Raw genomic sequence first — 21,558 nt, forward strand, 5'->3', positions numbered from 1 at the left:
CACCTTCTACCAGGGCAGCGCGGCAAGCCGCTGCCGAAACCCGACAATCATCGTTTCGTAGCGCTCGCGGGCCGCCGCACCGAGCTTTGCCTTGCTTGCATCGTCCATCCGCACCAAGTTCGAGATTGCCGTTTCGAGCGCAACTGGATCAACGAAGAAGTTGGTGCCGAGGTGCCGCGGCTCGCACCGTGCATGGGCAACCGTGACGCCGGTTTCTGGCGTCACGTGCTCGTTCATCGGCGGCGCGTCGGTCGTCACAAGCACGGCACCGACCGAAAGCCCCTCGACGATATGATGGCCCCAGCCCTCCGAACGCGACGGACACAGATGAACGCCGCAGGCGTTCTGCAGCTGCTTCAGTTCGGCATCGTCGAGATAGCCCGACACGATACGGATGTTGGAAGGTCGCGCCGTGGCAAGGTCCTTGTCCTTCTGGACGATCACCAGTTCCGGCCATTCGGGATGTTTCGTCCACAAGCCGATGACATCCTCGGTGCCCTTGACTGCGCTGCCGCCGGCCAGATGGAAAAAGCGTGACCATTCCTTGCCGATGTCGCGGGATCGGCGGTCCTCGGAGATGAAGCCGAGAAACTCCGTGGCAACGCTGCGCGCCGCAAACACCGCTTCGCCATGCCGTGACTTGGCAAGCACTAGGTCAATGCCCGCGAGCCGTCCCAGCTGTCTTTTCGGAAAGCGTTCCTGGTTGGGGATCAGCCAGTTGCGCTCGCCGGCCGAATACCATTGCGGAAAGGCGCGCTCCATGTGAACGACCGTTTTCGCCCGCTTGCGGCGCGACAGGCGGTCGAGGAACTGTCGCCCGCGCGGGGACGCCGTCTCCACGGACTTGCCGATCGCCTCGAGTTCGGCCTTGAAGAGCGCCATGTCGCGGGTCAGGCCGTAGGAATTGGACTTGGCGACGATGAGAACGTCGGCCATCACCTCGCCCCCGCCCAAAGCCTTTGATAGACCGCAATGATCGCGTCTGCCTCCCGTGCCAGCGGAAACCTGGCGCGCACATGCACCAACGCCGCCCGCCCGTGCGCCTCCGCCAGTCGTGGATCGGCGAGATAGGGCCGAATGGCCTCTGTTAGCCCGACACCGTCGCCGGCCACAACGACCCGGCCGGTTTTTCCGTCCTCGATCATCTCGGCATAGGCGCCGGCATCACTGGCCACGACCGGCTTTCCCGACGCCATCGCTTCGAGCGGCGTCAGGCCGAAGCCCTCGTTGCGCGACGGTGCGACGTAGAGGCTGACACGCCGGTACCAGACACCAATGTCGGGCACCTCGCCCAGGAAAAGAATGCGGTCGGAGAGGTCGGCCTCCGCCACCCTCGCCTTGAGCGCGTCGGCAAATGCGCGGTGCTCGGGGGTAACACGCCCGGTGATGACGGCGATCCAGCCAGGATGCTCCGGCAGCAAGGCGATCATGGCATCGACGAAAAGATCGGTGCCCTTCTGATGCCGGATGCGGCCGAAACAGCCGACCGCGTGCGCTGCCGTCAGCCTGGCTGCGGCAAGCGTGTCTTCGGCGCCCTCGGCCGGATGGAAGCGATCGAGATCGATGCCATGCATGACGACGTCGTGCGGGACGTCGAGATAGGAGCCCGAGCGGCGACTGGTCGCGATGACGGCATCCATGCGTCGGATCAGCCATTTGGTAAGGTGCTTGTGACGCCTTTGCGCAGCTGAAGTGAAAACCAGCTTCACGGGCGCGCGCAGGACATGCTTCAGCATGATCCCGCCCGCCATTTCAGTGTTGCGTCGCGCATGCCAGATACGGAAAGGCCGCGACCGCGGCCGGCGCAGCAGCGCCGGCAGGTCAGCCCAGCCAAGTGCCGGCAGGGACGCCGGCAGCCCCGGTCCGAAGACCGCGATGCCGATCGCCTTTGCCTGCAACGGCACCAGCTGGACGATCGTGCTGGTCACGCCCGACAATCGGCGTTTGAAGTTGGGTGCCACGACCTCGATGGCGCCCGCGTCGGGGACCCTCATGACGCGATACGCGCTGTTGGCATGCCGGCTCCGCGGGAAGGATCAGATAAACGCCACCTTCACGATCTCGTACCCACGGGCGCCGCCGGGAGCGTTGACTTCGATCGCGTCGCCGACCTCCTTGCCGATCAGGGCGCGCGCGATCGGCGATGAGATCGAGATGCGGCCGGACTTCACGTCCGCCTCCTGGTCACCGACGATCTGGTAGGTGCGCGTTTCCTCGGTGTCCTCGTCGACGAGTTCGACCGTGGCTCCGAACTTGATCGTCTCACCGCTCAGCTTGCTGACATCGATGACTTCGGCCCGCGCGATCAGGTCTTCAAGCTCGCCGATGCGACCCTCGTTAAGGCTTTGAGATTCCTTGGCGGCGTGATACTCCGCGTTTTCGGACAGATCGCCATGCGAGCGCGCTTCCGAGATCGCCTCGATAATCCGCGGGCGCTCTTCCTGCTGCCGCCAGCGCAGTTCTTCCTTCAGAGTCTCGAATCCGGACGCGGTCATCGGGACCTTGTTCATGATAAGGCCTTTCCTCGCTTTGGCGCTCCACCCGGCAGTGCAAGGCACCTGTCCCCCCGGGCGAAGCACAAAAAGAAAACGGTCCGCGAGCTTCAGCCACGGAACCGCACAAACTCAGTCCAATCCTATATAGCAATGGCGGCCGGCGTTTTCACGTGCAAAATTTGCCGGATACACTAACGGGCCGCGGCCTGCGGCAGGTTATCCGGGGTTCCGTCGCCTGCCTCGCCCAGGTCGCGCACGCGAGGCTCCGGAAGGTGGGCGCATATGGCGCGCGCCGCGGCATGTGGTTGGGCAAGATCGCCGACGACGACACGACGACCGTTCGCCAGCGTCACCACCAGCGCCCCGCTGCCGGCAATGCGGCCCGGCAGGCCACGCCGCACGCTCACCCGATCGATCAGCGCATAAGGAATTTCAAACGGTTGGCTGTGAGGGAACCCGCGATGAAGGTAGAGCGCCCGCGGCATCACCGCGACACTGATCGTGAAGCGGCGCAGCACGGCATGGGCGATCAGGAACGGTCCTCCGATTGCCAGCACCACGATGCAGAGCCGCGCCAGAGCCCCATCGCCACGCCCGGCGGCAAACAGAAACGACAGAAGCAGCCCGTAACCGACGACGACGACGATGGTCGGAAGGAACAGCGACAGCGTCGACGGGACGAACGGGCCGCCGTGTCTCGGTTCCGGATTGTCGTTGACCCCGTGCATGCGCCCCCGGTGATTCGCGCTCAACCGCTTGTGATCAAGGATACAACGGTTTTCGCCGGAGTCATCGTCGCGCGCGCTTGCACCGATGCGGGCGGACCCTACCTGTCAATCGACGGACAGCTTTGGGAGAGACGCATGAACCGCACCACGCTTTTTGCCGCGAGCCTCGCGATCGGCCTTCCCAGCGCGCTGCTCCTTGTCCCGGCGGCCCATGCCGAGCGCTTCACCACCGAAGAGGTGGTAGTGGAATCGGAGGTGCTGGCCGACGGTCTCGAGCACCCTTGGGGGCTGGACTATCTCCCGAATGGCGACGCTATCGTTACCGAGCGGCCCGGCCGCATGCGCATCCTGTCGGGCGGCCGCCTTTCCGAACCGTTGGCGGGTGTGCCACAGGTCGCCGCGCGCGGACAGGGCGGCCTCCTCGATGTTGCCGCCTCGCCGGATTTTTCCCGTGACAACCTGATTTACTTCACCTTCTCCGAACCCGGCCCCGGCGGTACCGGAACGGCAGTGGCGCGCGCACGGCTCAAGCGCGACGAGGCGGGAGGCAAGCTCGAAGACGTCGAAACCATCTTCTCGATGTCGAAAAAGAGCGGCACGGCGCGCCATTTCGGCTCACGCATCGTCTTTTCGCCCGACGGGACGCTGTTCTTCACCATCGGCGACCGCGGCGACGCCGACCGCGCCCAGGACATGCGCGACCATGCCGGCGCCGTGCTGCGCATCAATCCCGACGGCTCGGTACCGGCTGACAATCCCGCCGCCGACGGCGCCGCGCACTTGCCGGAAATCTGGTCGAAGGGTCATCGCAACCCGCAAGGCGCAACCTGGGACCCCGTCACCGGCGCGTTGTGGACCATCGAGCACGGCGCCCGCGGCGGCGACGAGCTGAACCGTCCCCGCGCCGGAGCCAATTACGGCTGGCCGGTGATCTCCTACGGGCGCAACTATTCGGGCACCAAGATCGGCGTCGGCACCGAAGCCGAAGGTTACGAGCAGCCGGTCATGTATTGGGATCCTTCGATCGCGCCGTCCGGGCTGACAGCCTATGATGGCGACATGTTTCCCGAATGGCAGGGCGACCTGCTCGGCGGCGCACTGAAGTTCGAGCTTGTGACCCGCATCAAGCGCGACGAAAGCGGCAAGGCGCTAGGCGAGGAGCGCATGTTCGAAGGCGCGTTCGGCCGCATCCGCGATGTCAGCGTAGCACCGGACGGCTCGGTGTGGCTGCTGACCGACGAAGGCGACGGCGCCATCATCAGGCTCTCACGCGGCGGCTAGCCTCCTCAAACAACGGACCCGGAAAAAGCGAAGGGCGCGCCATGACCGGCGCGCCCTTCCCCGTTATTTGCGGTCGTCTGCTCAGCCGTTGGCGCGCTCGAACGCGGCGATCTGCCGTTCCAGTTCCGCATACTCGTCGCAGCCGGTGCCGCAGCGTTTGGCGATCTCGCCTAGCTGGTCGCGCGCCGAGGCAACATCGCCCATCTGCAGATGGGCCTCGCCGAGATATTCGCGTGTCAGAACGTGGTCCGGGTCGAGCCGCAACGCCTCTTCGTAGTAACCGAGGGCGATGAGCAGCTTGCCCTGCTTGCGGTGCGAATAGCCGAGCATGTTGTAGACGCCGGCATCACCGCGACCTTCGGCAAGCTTCAGCACCGAGATCGCTTCGTCATATTTGCCGTCATAGGCCAGCTGGCGGCCGGCCTTGAACAAGCTCTCCGTATCGAGGGCACTCGACTTCTCGACGCATTTCTTCTGCGACTGGTCATAGACCTGCCCGGTCGGGCAGTCCTTAACATCACTACCACCGCCAGCAGCCAGCGCCGCTCCGCCTGAGAGCGGCAGCCCGATGAGGAACGCGGCGGCAATCGTCGTGACATGTCTCGGCATGAAGTCCTCCTGTTGTGCTCGCCTCAGCTACGGTTCGCACGGAAAAATGGTTTCGACCCTTCGAACCCAAGAATAAGACCGAATCATGCCATGTCATCCTCAAATTGACGTGACGGAAGCGGTGGGATGCCTCGATCGTCGGGATCGTATCTTGGCCGGGAGCCATTTCGGTCGCCGCCGCTGGCTGCTAGAGAGCCAGCCAGTCGCCAACCTCGGTCACCTGCATGTCACGCCCGGTCGCCAATCTGGTTCTTCTCCTCGCCGGTGCTCTCTGGGGCATGGGCTTTGTCGCCCAGTCGACTGCAATGGCCGCCGTCGGACCGTTCCTGTTCGTCGGCTTGCGCTTCCTAGTCGCCGCCGTGGCGATGCTGCCCTTCGCGCTGCGTGAGCACGCCGTCGCAAAGACCGGCCTCCAGACGCGCGATTGGCGCGCTTTCGCCGTGATCGGCCTGTTTCTGTTCGGCGGCATGGCGGCCCAGCAGGTCGGCCTACTCACCACGACAGTGACCAATTCCGGTTTCCTCACCGGACTCTACGTCGTGATGGTTCCGTTCCTGGCCGTGCTTATCTATCGGCAATGGCCGCACCCTGTCGTCTGGCCTTCGGCGGCAATGGCGCTCGCCGGCATCTGGCTTTTATCGGGCGGCGCGATCGAGCGGCTCACCGTCGGCGACTGGCTCACCATCCTGTGCGCGCTGTTCTGGGCGCTGCAGATGATCTTCATCGCCCGCCACGCCGCCGGCAGCGGCCGCCCGGTCACGCTGGCGGTCACGCAATTCGCCGTCTGCGCCGCGCTAGGCCTGGCTGTGGCCCTGCTTGTCGAACCCATCGGGCTTGACGCGATTCGCGCCGCCGCGCCCGAGATCCTCTATGCCGGCATCTTCTCCGGCGGCATCGCCTTTACCCTGCAGGCGGTAGGGCAGCGTTACACCACGGCGCCGCAGGCTGCGATCTTCCTGGCGTCGGAATCGGTTTTCGCGGCACTGTTCGGCGCCTATTTCCTGGGCGAAAGGCTGCCGGCGGCGGGACTTGCCGGCTGCGGCCTGATCTTCGCGGCGATCATTCTGGTCGAGGCCCTGCCTCCGCTGATCGAGCGCCGGCGCCGCACGGCCTGAGTCCGGTTCCGTCCCCGATTGCATCAAGGCGCGGATAAATCCATTATGATCAGGGTCGCGGGGTGGAGAAACACCGTGCAGAAACCGATCGAACGCAGCTGGGACCTGAGCATCGACCCCGACACGGTTCGCCTCTTCGTGCTCAAGGCGAAAGCGATCAGTGCCGCCATCAATGACGACTACAATGATGGCGCCGAGCACGAGATCGAACTCGACGACCAGATGACCGACGGCCACCACCATGACGGCCTGGTCGAGGAAGAATCGGAAAACCTCACAGAGGCCGAGTTGCGCGAACTGATCGGCGACCTCAATGTCGATGAGGCCGCCGAACTCGTTGCCATCGCATGGATCGGCCGCGGCGATTACGAAATTTCGGAATGGGACGACGCGGTTGCAGAGGCGCGCCTGCGTGACCGCCGCCGCACCGCCAAATATCTGCTCGGCATGCCCATGCTCGGGGATTGGCTCGAGGAAGGTCTCGAGGCGATCGGCGCCTGACTTCCAGATACGAGACTGATCTTTCGCGGCGGACACGTTTTGTGAACCCGACCGCCTTTCATTCGTTGCCGGCAGGCCGCAGCATGCAACCACATCCTAGCTGAATCGTTTTCTCAAGCCGTTGAATCGCAATCTCAGAGGGTTGAATCAGATCCATCGAAAAAGCGCGCTCTTCATTGTTTTTGCATGTCTTTTGCATTTGCCCGTCAAGCAAGCCGCGGCAGCGCAGGCTTTGCCGGAGACCGCCCCGCAACCGCTACCCCGCCCTGGCGCCGGGACGAAAAACAATGACCGGGTTCCGCCGGACGCGCTTCCGCGGCGCAGTCGCGCCGTGCCTCAAACCGCGCCCCGGGCCGACGAAAACGCAGACGGCGCGCACAATCTCCCGCCCTCCATGCCGGCAGCCGAAATCGCCTGCCGCGTCGAACTGAGGGCGCTTGGCGCTGCCTTCTCCGAAGCCGACCCGGTGAGCGATCCCGCCGGCTGCCGCATCGATTACCCCGTGACTGTGACGAGCCTCGGCGCTGGCGTCGCATTGGAACCGCCGGCCCTCGTCAATTGCGCCGTCGCGACGGCCGCAGCGCGTTTCCTGCGTGAAGTCGTCGGCCCGGCCGCCACACTGCATTTCGGCAAGGACGTCGAAGCGGTCCGGCAGGTCTCAGGCTATGTCTGCCGGCCGCGCAACGGCAGCGAAAAGCTCTCCGAACACGCCTATGGCAATGCGCTTGACATTGCCGCGTTCGAGCTTGCCGGCGGCACCGTGGTGCGCGTCGAAGGCACCATCGATCGCAGCCGGCGCGAATTCCTGCGCTCGGTTCGCACTGCCGCCTGCGGGCCGTTCAAGACCGTGCTCGGCCCCGGCAGCGACGCCGACCACGCCAACCACTTCCATTTCGACCTTGGAAAGAGGCGAAACGGCGGCACGTTTTGCCAGTAGGCGAGGCCGCCCGGCCGGACGCCCCTGCCTCAGGGATAGGCTATTGCGCCGCGAAGCTCCGGTGAAGCTGGTCGGCAAACGCTCTTGCGTCCTGCTCGAACCCCATGTGGTCGCCGGGAAACGGCACCGGGTCGATACCGAGCATGCGTGCCAGCGCGCTGCCCATCTCGTGGATCGGCTGGCCGACCGAGGCCTCGCCGAGCGCCACCACGACCTTCGGCGCACCCGCCTTGAGAGCCTCGACATCCGGTTCGTAGAGCGACAGCGGTAGCAGGCCGTGCGCGAGCCAATATTCGAAATTGCCGGAGACCCGCTCGAAGGTTTCGGCCGCCTCCGGGCGAATGTCGAATGGAGGCGGCCCGTCCTGCGCATTGCCATCGTCGAGGCCGCTCATGGCGAAGAACGCGGCCATCGCTGCATCGACGCCCTCGCGCCTGTAGGTCTCGTGAAGCGCGCGGTCAGCGGCCAGCGCCTCGGACGGGTCGTCGAGCATCATGACCGACGGCGGTTCATGCGCCACCAGAACCTTGACCTTGCCGGGATGCCTGGCCGCAAGGTTGAGGCCGATCTGCGCGCCGCCGCTGGTGCCGAAGATATAGGCTGAGCCGCCGCCAAGTTCCTCGATCAGGCGCGCGACATCGTCGGCATGGACGTCGACGTCCAGATCGACGGCCGGACCGTCGAAGGAACTGCGCGAGTTGCCGCGCAGATCGAACGCGACGACGCGATAGCGGTCGGCAAGCCGTTCGGCCAGTTCAGCGAAGACGCCGGCGTCCTGCGGGCCTCCGGGGATGATGACCAGCAAGGGTCCGGAGCCGCGAACCTCGTAATGAAGGCTGGCGCCGGTCACTTTCAGGGTGGCGGTGGTGAGTGGTGTGTTCATCTCGGTTTGTTCCTTATTGGCGGCGCGGGCGGCCGCAGATGCGGTCGATTGAGCAAGAGCGGCAGACGGCAGGCCGAAAGCTGCGGCGGCCGCCAGCACGGTGAGAGCATTGCGAAGGTTCATCGGCCGGCCCCCTGCCGATCGGCGAGGACAATGCGGTTGCCCTCGCTGTCACGAAACTCGGCAACGGTGCGGCCGGGCTGCCAGGGCGCTTCCTGCGGTTCGGTGATGATCTCGACGCCTGCCGCTTTCAGCCGGTTCGCGGTCCCTGCGACATCGTCGTCGACAAGCACCATGACCGGTTCGGCCGACGGCTTGTTGTCCTTGCGGCGCGTGAAATGGAGCGCAGTCTCGGCACCCTCGAACGTGAGTTCGATCCAGCGCCAGCCGTCATTGCCCATTGGCGCATCGGCCGCGACCCGGCAACCGAAATGCTCGCCATAGAAGGCCTTGGCGCGGTCCTGGTCCCTGACCGGAAGTTCTGCAAACTGGATATGCATGCGGGGTGTCTCCTGTTGAAATGACACCCCTTGTCGTCGGCCGGCCGACCTTTTCGACAACGCCCTCCGAAAAAATTGTAGCACTGTCGAAAATCGGCGCCGTCGAGCGACCACATGCGTCCCTGCGCGAATTGGAGAAACCCGACATGCAATATGCCTGCCTCATCTACTACGATCCCAAGCTTATGTTCGGCGGAGCACCGGAGGCCAACGCCGTTCTCGACGAATGTCAGACCAGCGACGAAGGGCTGAAGGAGACGGGCCATTTCGTGTCCTCGGTCGCGTTGGAACTGCCCGACGAGGCGATGACGGTGACCGTGCGCGACGGGCAGATGTCGGCCGTCGACGGTCCCTTCATCGAAACCCGGGAGATGCTTGGCGGCCTTGTGGTGATTGAGGCCGTCGACCTCAACGAGGCGCTGCAGGTCGCCGCCCGCATCCCGCAGGCGCGTGTCGGTTCGGTCGAGGTGCGCCCTCTGGTCGACTTTTCGAAGCCGCGGCCCGAACTCTAGGGGCTCGATCATGGTCCAGCATGCCACCGCCGCGGTCGAAGCCGCCTACCGCAACGAAAGGCGGCGTGTGCTGGCGACGCTGGTGCGCCTGCTCGGCGGCTTTGAGGCAGCGGAGGAAGCACTCCACGATGCCTTCGCGGCAGCGGCCGAACGATGGCCGCGCGAGGGTGTGCCCGCGAACCCCTATTCCTGGCTGGTCTCGGCGGGTCGCTTCAAGACCATCGACCGCTGGCGAAAACAGGGGCGGCTGGCCGCCGCGCTGCCCAGTCTTGTCGTGATCACGGAACCCGAACCGGAGCCGGAGATGCCCGAACATATCCAGGACGACGAGTTGCGGCTGATCTTCACCTGCTGCCACCCGGCTCTTTCGCCGGACGCGCGTATCGCTCTCACCTTGCGCGAAGTCGGCGGACTGACCACCGAGGAGATTGCTCGCGCCTACCTGACCCGCACTCCGACCATCGCCCAGCGCATCGTGCGCGCCAAGGCGAAAATTCGCGACGAAGGCATCCCATACGAGGTGCCGGGACGGCGCGAGCTTCCGGCCCGGCTCGAAAGCGTGTTGCGGGTGATCTACCTCGTCTTCAACGAAGGGTATGCCGCGACGACCGGCCCGGGTCTGATCCGCGCCGACCTTTCGGCTGAAGCGATCCGCCTCGCCCGGCTGTTGCTCTCGCTCGTCGACGAACCCGAAGCGCGCGGCTTGCTCGCCCTGATGCTGCTGCATGAATCGCGACGCCGGACCCGCGTCGATGCTGCCGGCGACATCGTGTTGCTCGAGGATCAGGACCGCTCGGCCTGGGCCCGCGGCCTGATCGCCGAGGCGAAGGGACTGATCGAGGCGGCGTTCGCCACGCGCCGCGCCGGCCCCTACCTGCCGCAGGCGGCGATCGCCGGCACGCACTCCGACGCGGCTGATTTCGGCGCGACCGACTGGAGCCGCATCGTCGGGCTCTACGATGTGCTCTCGCAGGTCGAGCCGTCGCCTGTCGTCGCGCTCAACCGCGCTGCCGCAATCGGTGCGCGCGACGGCCCCGAGGCAGGTCTCGCCGCAATCGAGGCGGCAATCGCCGATGGTGGCCTCGACGAGTATCACCTCGCCCATTCGGCTCGCGCCGAGATGCTGCGCCGCCTTGGCCGCGTCGTCGACGCCCGCGCCGCCTACCGGCAGGCGCTGGCGCTTTGCCGCCAGCCGGCCGAGCGCCGCTTCCTGGAAAAGTGCCTCGCGGCTCTCGCCAACTACGACGCCACGATCCGGCCCCACTCGTAAACGGCCGGCGTGAGCTTTCCTTTACCGTTGACCGCTACCTTCAGGCGAGAAGGACGGGAACCGAAGTTCATGCGTAAGTTGTTCCGCCGCGGGGCGCCGGTTGCGGGCCGGCCACGAACCGCCCTTGCCAGCCTCTCAGCGCTCGCCTTGAGTGGCGCGGTTCTGGCCGCCTGCTCGGTATCCGAGGCCTTGCGGCCGGACGTCGATGTCGGCACGCGCACCAGCGCCGTCGCACCGGCGCGTGGGCTGCAGCGGCTGATCCCGTCAAACCCGTTCCTGGTCGGCTTCCCGCGTTCGAACCGGCCGGCCTCGCCCTTCGCCTCGATGCCCGCGGAGGAGGTGCAGTGCCGGCGCGACCTGAAGCGGCTCGGCGTAAAGTACCGCGACATAGCGGCGATCCGCGACAGCGCCTCCTGCGGCATCGACCACCCGGTCGAGGTCTCGGGTTTTTCCGGCAGCATCGCGATGAAGCCTGCGGCGACGCTCAACTGCCAGATGGCCCTTGCCTTCGCGCGCTGGGCCAAGGAGGAACTCGCGCCTGCCGCGCGCTGGCGCTATTTTTCCGGCGTACGGACGATCCATCAGGGGTCGAGCTATTCGTGCCGCAAGGTCAACGGCACCTCCAAGATGTCGGAGCACTCGCGCGGCAATGCGCTCGACGTCATGCGCATCGAACTGAAGAACGGCCGCGACATCGACGTGCGCAAGCCCGGCTGGTTCTCCTTCCGCCAGCGCGGGCTGCTGAACTCGGTGCGTTCCGACGCCTGTGACTATTTCACCACCGTGCTTGGCCCCGGCTACGACCGCGACCACGCCGATCATTTCCACTTCGACATCAAGCCGCGCCGCAACGGCTACCGCGCCTGCAAGTAGGCGCGGTCCCCCGCGATGGCTCAGCCGCGGCTGCGAGGCACGCCCTCCGTCTGGTAGAGCGAGATCGCATGGCCATCAGGATCGGCGAAATCGCCCGACCAGCCTCCGGGCGCGTGGCTTACCGGGGTGACGATCGTGGCTCCCTTCGCCGCAAGCCCGGCCATGACATCATCAATGCCGCCTTCGGTCAGGTCGAAGACGATGATCGGCGTGTTGCCGGGCCGGCACTCGTTCATGAAGAAGATCAGTTCAAGGCCGCCGGCGGTGTTCGCGGCAAGCCAGTCATTGCCGCTGCCGTCGTCACCCATCCGGCGCACTTCGAGGCCGACCACATCGCGCCAGAAGGCTTCGGTACGGTCGATGTCGGTGACGTAGTAGCAGATCGTGCCGATGCGGGCCTGTCCAAGCATGGGTTCCTCCTGTGATGCTTTCGACACCGCTAGTTGCCACTGCTTGACGTTTTGTGAGGCGGCCGCGCAATTTTTCCAAAGGCCATCAGATGACCATCGGGGTCGTGGCTCGCCAGATGCACCAGCGCTCGGCGTGCGAGGGGCAGCAGCGCGCGGCGGATCGCCCCGAGCGCGAGCGGCTGTTCAGGCCGGCGGTACCCAGCGTGGTTGCCGTCGTCAAATGCCGCCCATCTGCGCCGCAACGCTGAAATGCGCTGGCGCAACGCTGTATCGTTGAGTCCCAAAAGATGACGGATTTCGGCCCGGGTAGCGCCGCAGTCGGCAAGCAGCGCCACGATCCGCAAGCCGGCGGGCAGCCCAGCCAGGAAATCCGGGGGGAAGCCATGAAGATTGTCCGAGGCGCCTGGCAGGAAAGGAAACCGCTCCTCCCGCCGCCGGCGCCGAACGGCGCTGCGCGCCTCCGCGGCGGCCAGGTTGCGCATGACGCCGCCGAGCCAGGCAGGCGCTGCCGGATCATCCAGCCGCCCGGCGCGCATGGCGACGATCAACGCCTCATGGAACAGATCGTCGGCGTCGTGCCTGCCGCGCATCAGCCGCCGCGCCATGGCGCGCAATTCGCCGTAGTGCCTCGGAGACAGGACGGCGTTCACCGCGCGGCGCCCGGCTCAGCCGTCCGCCGGCACGGGCGTCGGCTTTCCCTGGCCGTCCAGCGCGACCATGATGAAGTCGGCGTCGGTGACCTTCTCCATCAGGTCGGAGAGGTAACGCTGCGCCCACGCCTCGACCTTGAGCACCATCGAGGTGCGGCCGACGCGGGCAATGTTGGTGTAGATGCACAGCGTGTCGCCGATCTTCATCGGCTTGGCGAACGACATTTCCTTCACGGCCGCCGTGACCACCCGACCCTTGGCCCGCTCGGCGGCGCGGATGCCGCATGCAAGGTCCATCTGCGCCATCACCCAGCCGCCGAAAATGTCGCCGGCCGCATTGGCGTCGCCCGGCATGGCGAGCGTCCTAAGCGTCAGTTCGCCCAGCGGCGCTGTTGCGGTGTCGCTCATGTCATGCCGTCCGTTCGTTGATCGCCTTTCGCTCGTAGCGGGCGCTCCGACAAGCGTCAACGCCGCTCGCGACAGCCACGACAAGCATCGCGACCAAGACAATCACGACGCTTCATGTCGCCGTGGCCGTGCGCACGCCCGAGCCGCCTCGCCTAGGCTGCCGGCACCCGCCTGTCGTCCGGAGATCGCCAGCCATGCCAACAGCCAGAGCCGCCGTCTGCCACGCCTTTGGCCAGCCGTTGACGATCGAGGAGATCATGCTGGCCGAGCCGGGACCCGGTGAGGTACTCGTCGACATCGCCGCCTGCGCCATCTGCCACTCGGACATCTCTTATGCCGAAGGCGCCTGGGGCGGAACGCTTCCGGCGGTCTACGGCCACGAGGCGGCCGGTATCGTGGCCGCTACCGGCGAAGGTGTGACAGGGACCCGCAAAGGTGACCATGTCGTCGTGACGCTGATCCGCTCCTGCGGCGACTGCCATTATTGCCGCCAGGCAAGCCGCGTCATGTGCGAGGAGGTGTTTCCGCTCGACAGGAACGGCGCGATTTCCGGCGCCGACGGCCGCCGCTACGACCAGTCGATGCGCACCGGCGCCTTTGCCGACAAGGTGGTGGTGCACGAAAGCCAGTTGGTGGCGATCCCCAAAGACGTGCCCTTCGACAGCGCCTCGCTGCTTGCCTGCGGCGTCATCACCGGCTTCGGCGCCGTCGTCAATTCGGCCCGGGTCAAGCCGGGGCAGAGCGTCGCGGTGGTCGGCTGCGGAGGCGTCGGGCTGAACAGCGTCCAGGGCGCCGTGGTGGCCGGCGCATCGGTGATCGTGGCGATCGACCTGACCGACGACAAATTGGCGGCGGCGAAGACTTTCGGCGCCACCCACGGCGTCAATCCGGCAAAAGAGGACGCGGCGGCCCGCATCCGCGAACTGACCGCCGGCCGCGGCGTCGACCATGTCTTCGTAACGGTCGGCGCCAAGGCTGCCTTCGACCGCGCCTTCGACTACATCACCAAGAACGGAACGGTCGTCGTCGTCGGCATGCCGCCCTCCGGTGTCTTTGCCCAATACGACCCGGGCACGCTTGCGGCATGGAACCAGAAAATCATTGGCTCCAAGATGGGCGAGGCCAACATCGCCACCGACATCCCCGCCCTGGTCGAGCATTACCGCAATGGCCGCCTCAAGCTCGACGAACTGATCACGAGGCGCTATCCGCTGGAAGAGATCAACGAAGCGATCGCCGAGGTCAATGCCGGACACGCGCTGCGCAACGTGATCGTGTTTGAACAAGGGAATAGGGAATAGAACAAACTCGATACTGCCTACTGCCTACTGCCTACTGCCTACATCACTACTCACTAACTGATCACCGGAGCAGCGCCATGAAGATCACCGACGTAAAGACCTGGGTGGTTGGCAATCCGCCGCCCGGCATCGGCGGCAAATATTTCATCTTCGTGCGGCTGACCACGGATTCCGGCGTCGTCGGCTATGGCGAAGCCTACAACGCCACCTTCGGCCCGCATGTGACGGCGAGAATGATCGAGGATCTGGCCGAGCGTTACCTCATCGGCCGCGACCCGCACGACGTCGAGGCCTTTTTCCGCCGCTGCTACTCCTCCGGCTTCACCCAGCGCCCGGATGTTTCCGTCATGGGCTGTTTTTCCGCGCTCGAGATCGCCTGCTGGGACATCATCGGCAAAGAAGCAGGCAAGCCGGTCTACATGCTTCTCGGCGGCCGCGTGCACGAGACGCTGCGCTCCTACACCTATCTCTATCCTCAGCAAGGCAGCGTGCATTCCGAGGACGCGCCGTCCGGCCGTAATGTCTACAACGACCCTGAAATGGCAGCCGAATGCGCGGCCGAATATGTCCGTCAGGGCTTCAATGCCGTCAAGCTCGATCCGGCCGGCCCCTACACCGCCTTTGACGGCCATCAGCCGCGGCTCGCCGACATCGACACCTCGGCGCGCATGCTGAAGGCGATCCGCGAAGCGGTCGGCACAAGGGCCGACATCCTGTTCGGCACCCATGGCCAGTTCACCGCCTCCGGCGCGATCCGGCTGGCGCGCGCCATCGAGCCCTACGATCCGCTCTGGTTCGAGGAGCCGGTGCCGCCCGACATGCCCGAGGTGATGGCGCAGGTGGCGCGCGCCACCTCGATCCCCGTCGCGACCGGCGAGCGGCTGACCACCAAGGCCGAGTTCGCTCGCATCATCGAGCATCGCGCAGCCACCATCCTGCAGCCCGATCTCGGCCGCTCCGGCGGCATCCTCGAAACCAAGAAGATCGCCGCCATGGCGGAGGCCTACCACATCCAGGTCGCCCCGCACTGCTATTGCGGGCCGATCGTCGGCGCCGCCAACATCCAGCTCGCCGTCACGTTGCCCAACTTCCTGATCCTGGAATCGCTAAAGCAGTGGGACGGCTTCCACGAAAAACTCCTGAAAAAGAAGATCGAATGGCAGGCCGGCGATGTCATCCCCTCGACCGAGCCCGGCATCGGTGTCGAACTCGACGAGGCGGTCTGCGAGGCGCATCCCTATGAGGGCACCGACCTGCACCTGCAGATGATGCAGACCCCGCTGATGCCGTAGCAGCGAGCCATGAACGAGCGCCCCGCCTACGCCTTCATCGGCCTCGGCCATCTCGGCGGTCATCTCGCCGCCAGTCTGCTGCGCGCCGGCTTTGCCGTTTTCGTCGTCGACCGCGACGAGGAAGCGGTTCGCCGGCTGTCCGAAAAGGGCGCGGTCGCCTGCGCCACCCCGGCGGAGGCCACGCGCAAGGCCGGCAACGCCATCACCTGCCTGCCCTCGCCCGCCGTCAGCGAAGCTGTTCTCGCCGGACCGGACGGCCTGCTCGACGGCCTGCCCACGGGCGGGACCTGGATCGAGATGTCGACCAACGGCCGTGACGAGATGCTGCGGCTGGCCGCCCTCGCCGCCGCGCGTGGCATCGAGGTGCTCGAATGCCCGGTCACCGGCGGCGTCCATCTCGCGGCATCCGGCAAGATTACGGCGCTGGTCGGCGGCGACCCCGCTCTCTATGAACGCCACCGCGCCGCCATTGCCGCGATGTGCGAAAGGCACTTCCTGATGGGACCGGTCGGCGCAGCGGCGGTGATCAAGGTGATCACCAACATGCTCGCCTTCGTCCATCTGGTCGCCGCCGGCGAGGCGCTGATGCTTGCCAGGCGCGGCGGGCTCGACCTGGCGCAGGCCTATCACGCCATCGCCGCCTCCTCGGGCACCAGCTTCGTCCACGAGACCGAAAGCCAGCTGGTCTTGAACGGTTCCTACGATATCGGCTTCACGATGGACCTCGCGCTCAAGGACCTCGGTTTCGCGCGCGCCATGGCCGAGGAGTTCGGCGCGCCGCTCGACCTCGCCAACCGCGTCGCGGCGATCTTCGAGAAAGGCAAGGCGGCCTATGGCGGCGACGCCTGGTCGACCATGATCGTCAAGCTGCTGGAGGACGAGACCGGCACCGATCTGCGCGCTCCCGGCTTTCCCGCCAGGTTGGGCGAATAGCCGTCGCGGTCGCCTGCCGCACTCCGGCACCGCCGGCAGAAAAAGCATCGCCTCTGACCGTAGGAATCCGGCATCCTGAAGTATCGGCAATGCCCGAATCCCGCCTGCCAGGCGCAACGGAATCGGCTACACTCGCGCCCGCAACGAGGGGAGCAGCCCATGACGCTGATACAGAAGCTCGGCATCGCCTATGCCGTGATGTTTTTCGCCGTGGTCGGCATCGGCTACGTGCCGGCCTTCAACGACGCCAACGGCTATCTGTTCGGCCTGTTCTCCCTGCAATGGTACGACGACCTGCTGCACGCCTTTTCCGGCGTCTGGGCGCTCGCCGCCGCGATCGTCTCGCACCGCGCCTCGGTGCTCTATTTCCGCCTCTTCGGCTCGGTCTATCTGTTCGACGGCGTGCTCGGGCTGGTCACCGGTTCCGGCTGCCTCGACGGCGGCATCTTCATCGACGGCTTCCGCTCATTGAACGATGTCGAACTGCCGACGCGCTTTTTTGCCAACCTGCCGCATCTTGCGATCGGCGGCATCGCGGTCCTGATCGGCTTCTGGCTGGCCGGCCGCATCCGCGAAACCTACGCACCGGCCTGACGCCATGCTGCGGCTCATCGGGCGGCTCTTCCGCCTCCTCGTCACGCTCGTCGTCATCGTCGTGGCGATCCCGGTGGCAGGCTTCGCGTATGGCTGGCTGACGACGCCTTCATACGATGCCGCGCCGCCGCCTGGCGTCGCCCAAACGGCGCCGCTGGAGGTGCTGCGCACCGAGGTACGATCCGGCATCGACGGCTATCAGCGTGCGGAAGAATCGACCTTCCTCACCTATCCGGAATGGGCGATCGTTTACGCGGCGCGCGAATATGCCGGCTTCGTCGCCGTGCGTAGCGAGACCGACTTTCCCTACTGGGCCTATATCGGCCGCTTCTGGCAGGACTACGCACTCGTCGTGCGCGCCGCCGCGCGCTACCCTTTCCATTCGCAGAACCATCTGATGCTGGTCGTCATCGGCACCAGCCATACGATCGAAAACGCCGTTCAGTGGACATGGGAAAACACCATCGGCCGCCTGACCGAATTCGCTGCCGGCTGGCAAAAGACGCCGCAGGACCGTTTCCAGGCGATCACCGCCGCCGAGTATGCCGCCTTCCTGGACCAGGTGCCCTGGTACCGCTTTCCCTATGCCGAAAAGCGCGCCGCGCTATGGCAGACGGAGACGGCATCCGGCTTCGCGGCGGTGCGCTCATGGGAGCGCAAGCTCGCCTTCGGCCTCGGCTATTCGATCAAGCAGGGATATGCGGCGCTGATTACCGCCGGGCTGGAGGCGACCGCCGATCCCGCCTTCCTCGACATCCATGTCTGGGCCGCCGGCCCGGTGCGAGAGGCCATCGCCGACGAGGCCGACACAATGCTGGAAAAGGACCTCGGCCTCGACGGCTCTGTGTTCGTGACCCGGCGCTATCAGGTCTTCACCGACATGATCCCGCGGCTGGTCGACAAGGGCGTGCGTTTCATCGAGATCGGCGGCAATGACGAGATTCTGCTGACGGTGCTTTCCAATGACGCGATCGCCGCGCCCGAGGCGACGCGGGAGCTTTTCGCCTACCAGCTGCCGGCGGAGCCATCGGCGCGCCGCACCGGGCTCGTCGCCTCGGTGCGCCACCTTCACGAGATCATCCCGGCGCTTCAGGCCGAAGAGGTGCTGCTGGAGCATGTCTACGACTACTGAGCCGCACGGCCGCGGCTACCGTTCCGCCGCCAACGCCGAAGGCAGGCCTGCATGCTGAAGATCGCCCTGCGCCTCGTGCTGCTGCTCCTCATCGTCGCCGTCGCGGCACTCGCCGGGCTGCGCGGCTGGGCCACGCTGCGCGAGCGCGCCGACCCGGGGACGGCAGCCGGCGCTGGCGCGACCTTCGTCACTGTCGACGGCCTGCCGATCCACTACCGCGAATGGGGCAAGACCGATGGCAGGCCGCTTGTCCTCGTCCACGGCACCATGGCCTGGGCCGAGACCTGGCGCGACATCGCCGGTCCGCTCGCTGATGCCGGCTTCCGGGTGATCGCGCCCGACCTGCCGCCTTTCGGCTTTTCGCGGCGCCCGGCAGACGGCGACTATTCGCGCACCGCGCAGGCAAGGCGCCTGCTCGGCTTCGCCGATGTGCTCGGGCTCGACCGGTTTGCGCTTGCCGGCCACTCCTTCGGCGGCGGCGCCACCATCGAGGCCGCCTTTGCCGCGCCGGAACGCGTCGAGGTGCTGGCCCTGCTCGACGTCGCAATCGGCCTCGGCCGCCCGCATTCCGGCCCGCCGCTGGCCCCGCTCTTCGGCGTCGGCTGGCTGCGCGACGCAGCGATTGCGGCAACGTTCACCAATCCGTGGATGACCGGCAAGGGGCTGCGCGACTTCATCCACGACGACGCCATCGTCACAGCCGAGCGCATCGCGCTCTACCAGCGCCCGCTCGTCGTCGCCGGCACCACGACGGCGGTCGGCGACTGGTTCTTGAGCGGGCTTTTCGGCAACGAGAGCGGCGCGCGTTCGGCCGACCCGGCTGCCTATGGCGGCTTCGCCCCGCCGGTGCTGATCGTCTGGGGCCGGCAGGACACGGTGACCCCGCTCGATCAGGGCGAGGCGATCGCGGCCGCTTTCGGCGACGCCCGCCTGAGCGTGCTCGACGACGTCAACCACATCCCGCATGTGGAAAAGCCGGCCGAGGTGGTACGGGAGATGCTCGATTTTCTCGCCGACGCGCCGGCTGCCGACGACAGCGACACGGCAAACGACCACCTCCGCGGCTCACTGGCAACGGAGCATTAGCGGCACCCTGGTCCGGTCCACCATGGCCGAAGCCGACTGACCTGCCTACCCCACCCGGCCGTCCTCGGTGACGATGAAATCCATGGCGATGTCATGCGCTTGCGGATAGATCGTCGCAATGGCGGCATCGGCGTAGCCGACCCCGATGACCAGCGGCCTCGCCGGCAGCGCTGCGAGCGTGCGATCGAAAAAACCGCCGCCATAGCCAAGCCGGTAGCTGCGCGCATCGAAGCCGACTACCGGGGCGATCACGATATCGGGCACCACCGCGGGGGCCTCGGGCGGTACCGGAATGTTCCACACACCTTTTTCGAGCTTCATGCGCGGGCGCCAGTCGCGAAAGACGAGCGGGGCTGCCTTCTCGATCACGACCGGCAGCGCGAGGCTGCCGCCGTCCGCATGGAACTCGGCGGCGAAACCGCGCAGGTCCGGCTCGCCGCGAAACGGCCAGTAGAGGCTGAGCCGGCGCCCGGCCGGCTCGCCGATCGTCTGCCACAGATGCTCCGCGATCCGGCCTGCCATCGCGGCCCTTTCGTCGGCCGAGACGGCAAGGCGCTTTTCGATCAGCCGCTGCCGTTCGGCCTTGCGCCAGCGCATCACATCGGCCACCGCTTGCGGGTCCGCCTCCGCTGCCGCGTAGCCCGGCTGCAACTCGTGCATGAAGCAGGGCGGCGAGGCATAACCCGCGCCCGGGCTGCGATGCTCCTCGTCCGCCATCCGCCGACCTCCTTCGTGCCTCCGGTCCGCCTCGAACCTAGGACGCCATTGGCGAGCGCGATGCAAGGCAGGCGACACCCGAAGGTCGCATCAGGCCGCGCGCCTGGCCTGGCTCGTCTCCGTTCCGGTCAGGTCGATCGGTTCGAGGCCGAGCGCAAGGCGACCGGTGAATTGCTGCTGGCGCTTTTCCGGCAAGGGATGGAACTGGACGCCATGCGCGTCGCGCAGTAGGCGCTCCAGCCCGATCTTTCTGTAGAAGCCGGCCCCGCCGGCAACCTCCAGCGCCTTCTCGACGGTCGCAATGATGGCGCCGGCAGCGATCGATTTGCGCACCAGGATGGCGTTTGCGTTCGCCGGCGTGGGCGCGAACGCCCAATCATTGGTGATCCTTGCCATGTCATCGACCGCGATCTGCGCCGTCGTCAGCCGGTTTTCGAGTTCCCCAAGCAGATAGGGCGTAGCCGGATCGTCGGCGCGCTTGACCGCAAGCCCGCGCGCGATGTCAGCGGCCGCCTCGGCAACACCGACATAGGCCGATACGATCAGTGGCATCGCCACCGTCAGGATGACGCTGAACGCGGGGTGATAGGCGTCGCGCGGACGTTTCAGCACCACCGCGTCCTCGGCCACGAACACCTTGTCGAGGATTACCGTCTCCGAGCCGGTGGCGCGCATGCCGAGCGTGTCCCAGTCGCCGCCGAGCGAAACGCCTTCCGCCCGCATCGGCACCGGGAAATGCAGCACTTGCCATCCCTCGTTGGGATTTTGCCATGGCGCGGATGTGACCAGCACGTCGCCTTTCGGCGAGCCGCTCGCAAACGGTTTTCGCGCGCTGACCAGATAGCCGCCATCCGCTTTCTCCACCGTGCCGTTGGAGGACAGCCAGTCATTGGCGCCGGTGCTGACCAGGATCGTCTCGTTGCCCGCAACCTTTTCGAGAAGCTTGCGGCCCGGCTTGCCGTTGCGGTCGTTGAAGACCGCCGCCGCCACCAGATGCTGGTGCATGGAAAGCGCCAGCGCCGTCGCGCTGCAATGATGCGCCAGGCCGCGGATGAAGGCGCACATCTCGCCATGCGAGGCCCCTCCGCCGCCGAGCTCCAGCGGCACTATCGCTGAAAACACTTTGTATCGCCGGAGCATGTCGTAGTGGCCGGCGACGAAAACGGCCTCGCGGTCACGCTCGGCCACGCCGTCGGAAAAGGCAGGGCCCACCTCGGCGAGGACGTGTTGCAGGTCGATCTTCTCGGTCATCGGATACTCCTTGATATCTCGTGTCCGCCACAAGGGTGCTTCCGCCGTCCGCCCGCTTCAACTTTCAAATGTGAAGTTGA

25 protein-coding genes are annotated in these 21,558 nt (G+C 66.1%); 13 read left to right on the forward strand and 12 right to left on the reverse strand.

The genetic code is table 11. The features are described from left to right. Window positions 1-6 precede the first annotated feature (6 nt). From FQ775_RS11440 to FQ775_RS11455, 4 genes are all read right to left on the reverse strand, one after another. Complete coding sequence (locus tag FQ775_RS11440) at window positions 7-936, reverse strand: glycosyltransferase (RefSeq protein ID WP_146300627.1); 930 nt, start codon at window positions 934-936, stop codon at window positions 7-9. Beyond that, window positions 936-1,994 (reverse strand): glycosyltransferase family 4 protein, encoded by a 1,059-nt coding sequence (locus FQ775_RS11445; protein ID WP_146300628.1) that lies wholly within the window; start codon window positions 1,992-1,994, stop codon window positions 936-938. Before FQ775_RS11445 ends, FQ775_RS11440 begins: the two co-directional genes overlap by 1 nt. Before the next feature lie 42 nt (window positions 1,995-2,036). Then, on the reverse strand, window positions 2,037-2,510 hold the full coding sequence (greA, locus tag FQ775_RS11450; protein ID WP_146300629.1) for a transcription elongation factor GreA: 474 nt from the start codon (window positions 2,508-2,510) through the stop codon (window positions 2,037-2,039). Between the two features lie 176 nt (window positions 2,511-2,686). Then, a complete protein-coding gene (locus FQ775_RS11455) occupies window positions 2,687-3,223 on the reverse strand; it encodes a PH domain-containing protein (protein WP_146300630.1) in 537 nt (178 codons plus the stop codon). A gap of 135 nt (window positions 3,224-3,358) precedes the next feature. Here FQ775_RS11455 and FQ775_RS11460 point away from each other — a divergent pair, with 135 nt between their 5' ends. Next, window positions 3,359-4,504 (forward strand): PQQ-dependent sugar dehydrogenase, encoded by a 1,146-nt coding sequence (locus tag FQ775_RS11460; protein WP_146300631.1) that lies wholly within the window; start codon window positions 3,359-3,361, stop codon window positions 4,502-4,504. Window positions 4,505-4,585: 81 nt separating this feature from the next. Here FQ775_RS11460 and FQ775_RS11465 read toward each other — a convergent pair whose 3' ends face one another. Continuing rightward, the gene (locus tag FQ775_RS11465; RefSeq protein WP_146300632.1) at window positions 4,586-5,113 is read right to left on the reverse strand and encodes a tetratricopeptide repeat protein; all 528 of its coding nucleotides are present in this window, start codon (window positions 5,111-5,113) and stop codon (window positions 4,586-4,588) included. Between the two features lie 224 nt (window positions 5,114-5,337). On the opposite strand from FQ775_RS11465, the gene FQ775_RS11470 reads away from it, so the two are divergent. The 3 genes from FQ775_RS11470 (at window position 5,338) to FQ775_RS11480 (ending at window position 7,666) form a co-directional block, all read left to right on the forward strand. Beyond that, the gene (locus tag FQ775_RS11470; RefSeq protein WP_146300633.1) at window positions 5,338-6,228 is read left to right on the forward strand and encodes a DMT family transporter; all 891 of its coding nucleotides are present in this window, start codon (window positions 5,338-5,340) and stop codon (window positions 6,226-6,228) included. A 75-nt stretch (window positions 6,229-6,303) separates the two neighbouring features. After that, window positions 6,304-6,729, forward strand: coding sequence for a DUF3775 domain-containing protein (locus tag FQ775_RS11475; protein WP_146300634.1), 426 nt, complete (start codon window positions 6,304-6,306; stop codon window positions 6,727-6,729). Window positions 6,730-7,123: 394 nt separating this feature from the next. Beyond that, window positions 7,124-7,666, forward strand: a complete 543-nt coding sequence (locus tag FQ775_RS11480; RefSeq protein WP_146300635.1) for an extensin-like domain-containing protein — start codon at window positions 7,124-7,126, stop codon at window positions 7,664-7,666. 40 nt (window positions 7,667-7,706) lie between these two features. Here the strand turns inward: FQ775_RS11480 and FQ775_RS11485 are convergent, their stop codons facing one another. Then, window positions 7,707-8,549 (reverse strand): alpha/beta fold hydrolase, encoded by an 843-nt coding sequence (locus FQ775_RS11485; RefSeq protein WP_146300636.1) that lies wholly within the window; start codon window positions 8,547-8,549, stop codon window positions 7,707-7,709. Between the two features lie 119 nt (window positions 8,550-8,668). Next, window positions 8,669-9,049 (reverse strand): VOC family protein, encoded by a 381-nt coding sequence (locus tag FQ775_RS11490; protein ID WP_146300637.1) that lies wholly within the window; start codon window positions 9,047-9,049, stop codon window positions 8,669-8,671. Window positions 9,050-9,069: 20 nt separating this feature from the next. On the opposite strand from FQ775_RS11490, the gene FQ775_RS11495 reads away from it, so the two are divergent. The 3 genes from FQ775_RS11495 to FQ775_RS11505 all read left to right on the forward strand — a co-directional run bounded on the left by FQ775_RS11495 (window position 9,070) and on the right by FQ775_RS11505 (window position 11,704). After that, window positions 9,070-9,561, forward strand: a complete 492-nt coding sequence (locus FQ775_RS11495; protein WP_246730328.1) for a YciI family protein — start codon at window positions 9,070-9,072, stop codon at window positions 9,559-9,561. A 10-nt stretch (window positions 9,562-9,571) separates the two neighbouring features. Beyond that, complete coding sequence (locus tag FQ775_RS11500) at window positions 9,572-10,831, forward strand: RNA polymerase sigma factor (protein ID WP_146300638.1); 1,260 nt, start codon at window positions 9,572-9,574, stop codon at window positions 10,829-10,831. A 69-nt stretch (window positions 10,832-10,900) separates the two neighbouring features. Continuing rightward, entirely contained in the window at window positions 10,901-11,704 is an 804-nt protein-coding gene (locus FQ775_RS11505; protein ID WP_146300639.1) for an extensin-like domain-containing protein, read from the forward strand. Between the two features lie 20 nt (window positions 11,705-11,724). On the opposite strand, the gene FQ775_RS11510 is transcribed toward FQ775_RS11505, so the two are convergent. Genes FQ775_RS11510 through FQ775_RS11520 form a run of 3 tightly spaced genes read right to left on the reverse strand, consistent with a single transcriptional unit; the run spans window position 11,725 to window position 13,172 of the window. Continuing rightward, window positions 11,725-12,114 (reverse strand): VOC family protein, encoded by a 390-nt coding sequence (locus FQ775_RS11510; protein ID WP_146300640.1) that lies wholly within the window; start codon window positions 12,112-12,114, stop codon window positions 11,725-11,727. Window positions 12,115-12,143: 29 nt separating this feature from the next. Further along, window positions 12,144-12,764, reverse strand: coding sequence for an RNA polymerase sigma factor (locus FQ775_RS11515; RefSeq protein ID WP_167812922.1), 621 nt, complete (start codon window positions 12,762-12,764; stop codon window positions 12,144-12,146). 15 nt (window positions 12,765-12,779) lie between these two features. Next, a complete protein-coding gene (locus FQ775_RS11520) occupies window positions 12,780-13,172 on the reverse strand; it encodes an acyl-CoA thioesterase (protein WP_146300642.1) in 393 nt (130 codons plus the stop codon). A gap of 194 nt (window positions 13,173-13,366) precedes the next feature. Between FQ775_RS11520 and FQ775_RS11525 the strand changes: the two genes are divergently transcribed. The 6 genes from FQ775_RS11525 (at window position 13,367) to FQ775_RS11550 (ending at window position 19,510) form a co-directional block, all read left to right on the forward strand. Then, window positions 13,367-14,473 (forward strand): Zn-dependent alcohol dehydrogenase, encoded by a 1,107-nt coding sequence (locus tag FQ775_RS11525; protein WP_146300643.1) that lies wholly within the window; start codon window positions 13,367-13,369, stop codon window positions 14,471-14,473. Between the two features lie 77 nt (window positions 14,474-14,550). Then, window positions 14,551-15,765 (forward strand): mandelate racemase/muconate lactonizing enzyme family protein, encoded by a 1,215-nt coding sequence (locus tag FQ775_RS11530; protein WP_146300644.1) that lies wholly within the window; start codon window positions 14,551-14,553, stop codon window positions 15,763-15,765. A gap of 9 nt (window positions 15,766-15,774) precedes the next feature. Beyond that, window positions 15,775-16,698, forward strand: a complete 924-nt coding sequence (locus FQ775_RS11535; RefSeq protein WP_146300645.1) for an NAD(P)-dependent oxidoreductase — start codon at window positions 15,775-15,777, stop codon at window positions 16,696-16,698. Between the two features lie 159 nt (window positions 16,699-16,857). After that, window positions 16,858-17,292: a hypothetical protein gene (locus FQ775_RS11540; RefSeq protein WP_146300646.1), complete on the forward strand. Its 435-nt coding sequence runs from the start codon at window positions 16,858-16,860 to the stop codon at window positions 17,290-17,292. Window positions 17,293-17,296: 4 nt separating this feature from the next. Then, complete coding sequence (locus FQ775_RS11545; RefSeq protein WP_146300647.1) at window positions 17,297-18,424, forward strand: hypothetical protein; 1,128 nt, start codon at window positions 17,297-17,299, stop codon at window positions 18,422-18,424. Between the two features lie 51 nt (window positions 18,425-18,475). Further along, window positions 18,476-19,510, forward strand: coding sequence for an alpha/beta fold hydrolase (locus FQ775_RS11550; RefSeq protein ID WP_146300648.1), 1,035 nt, complete (start codon window positions 18,476-18,478; stop codon window positions 19,508-19,510). 45 nt (window positions 19,511-19,555) lie between these two features. Here the strand turns inward: FQ775_RS11550 and FQ775_RS11555 are convergent, their stop codons facing one another. Both FQ775_RS11555 and FQ775_RS11560 read right to left on the reverse strand, forming a co-directional pair. Continuing rightward, on the reverse strand, window positions 19,556-20,227 hold the full coding sequence (locus FQ775_RS11555; protein WP_146300649.1) for a 5-formyltetrahydrofolate cyclo-ligase: 672 nt from the start codon (window positions 20,225-20,227) through the stop codon (window positions 19,556-19,558). Between the two features lie 90 nt (window positions 20,228-20,317). Further along, window positions 20,318-21,478, reverse strand: a complete 1,161-nt coding sequence (locus FQ775_RS11560; RefSeq protein WP_146300650.1) for an acyl-CoA dehydrogenase family protein — start codon at window positions 21,476-21,478, stop codon at window positions 20,318-20,320. Window positions 21,479-21,558: the final 80 nt, after the last annotated feature.

The organism is Nitratireductor mangrovi, from assembly GCF_007922615.2.
Lineage (GTDB): Bacteria > Pseudomonadota > Alphaproteobacteria > Rhizobiales > Rhizobiaceae > Mangrovimarina > Mangrovimarina mangrovi.

Bases quoted from the DNA above. Each gene is read 5' to 3' on its own strand.
- FQ775_RS11440 (WP_146300627.1), bottom strand. From the start codon at position 936: ATGGCCGACGTTCTCATCGTCGCCAAGTCCAATTCCTACGGCCTGACC.
- FQ775_RS11445 (WP_146300628.1), bottom strand. From the start codon at position 1,994: ATGAGGGTCCCCGACGCGGGCGCCATCGAGGTCGTGGCACCCAACTTC.
- greA (WP_146300629.1), bottom strand. From the start codon at position 2,510: ATGAACAAGGTCCCGATGACCGCGTCCGGATTCGAGACTCTGAAGGAA.
- FQ775_RS11455 (WP_146300630.1), bottom strand. From the start codon at position 3,223: ATGCACGGGGTCAACGACAATCCGGAACCGAGACACGGCGGCCCGTTC.
- FQ775_RS11460 (WP_146300631.1), top strand. From the start codon at position 3,359: ATGAACCGCACCACGCTTTTTGCCGCGAGCCTCGCGATCGGCCTTCCC.
- FQ775_RS11465 (WP_146300632.1), bottom strand. From the start codon at position 5,113: ATGCCGAGACATGTCACGACGATTGCCGCCGCGTTCCTCATCGGGCTG.
- FQ775_RS11470 (WP_146300633.1), top strand. From the start codon at position 5,338: ATGTCACGCCCGGTCGCCAATCTGGTTCTTCTCCTCGCCGGTGCTCTC.
- FQ775_RS11480 (WP_146300635.1), top strand. From the start codon at position 7,124: ATGCCGGCAGCCGAAATCGCCTGCCGCGTCGAACTGAGGGCGCTTGGC.
- FQ775_RS11485 (WP_146300636.1), bottom strand. From the start codon at position 8,549: ATGAACACACCACTCACCACCGCCACCCTGAAAGTGACCGGCGCCAGC.
- FQ775_RS11490 (WP_146300637.1), bottom strand. From the start codon at position 9,049: ATGCATATCCAGTTTGCAGAACTTCCGGTCAGGGACCAGGACCGCGCC.
- FQ775_RS11495 (WP_246730328.1), top strand. From the start codon at position 9,070: ATGACACCCCTTGTCGTCGGCCGGCCGACCTTTTCGACAACGCCCTCC.
- FQ775_RS11500 (WP_146300638.1), top strand. From the start codon at position 9,572: ATGGTCCAGCATGCCACCGCCGCGGTCGAAGCCGCCTACCGCAACGAA.
- FQ775_RS11505 (WP_146300639.1), top strand. From the start codon at position 10,901: ATGCGTAAGTTGTTCCGCCGCGGGGCGCCGGTTGCGGGCCGGCCACGA.
- FQ775_RS11510 (WP_146300640.1), bottom strand. From the start codon at position 12,114: ATGCTTGGACAGGCCCGCATCGGCACGATCTGCTACTACGTCACCGAC.
- FQ775_RS11520 (WP_146300642.1), bottom strand. From the start codon at position 13,172: ATGAGCGACACCGCAACAGCGCCGCTGGGCGAACTGACGCTTAGGACG.
- FQ775_RS11525 (WP_146300643.1), top strand. From the start codon at position 13,367: ATGCCAACAGCCAGAGCCGCCGTCTGCCACGCCTTTGGCCAGCCGTTG.
- FQ775_RS11530 (WP_146300644.1), top strand. From the start codon at position 14,551: ATGAAGATCACCGACGTAAAGACCTGGGTGGTTGGCAATCCGCCGCCC.
- FQ775_RS11535 (WP_146300645.1), top strand. From the start codon at position 15,775: ATGAACGAGCGCCCCGCCTACGCCTTCATCGGCCTCGGCCATCTCGGC.
- FQ775_RS11540 (WP_146300646.1), top strand. From the start codon at position 16,858: ATGACGCTGATACAGAAGCTCGGCATCGCCTATGCCGTGATGTTTTTC.
- FQ775_RS11545 (WP_146300647.1), top strand. From the start codon at position 17,297: ATGCTGCGGCTCATCGGGCGGCTCTTCCGCCTCCTCGTCACGCTCGTC.
- FQ775_RS11550 (WP_146300648.1), top strand. From the start codon at position 18,476: ATGCTGAAGATCGCCCTGCGCCTCGTGCTGCTGCTCCTCATCGTCGCC.
- FQ775_RS11555 (WP_146300649.1), bottom strand. From the start codon at position 20,227: ATGGCGGACGAGGAGCATCGCAGCCCGGGCGCGGGTTATGCCTCGCCG.
- FQ775_RS11560 (WP_146300650.1), bottom strand. From the start codon at position 21,478: ATGACCGAGAAGATCGACCTGCAACACGTCCTCGCCGAGGTGGGCCCT.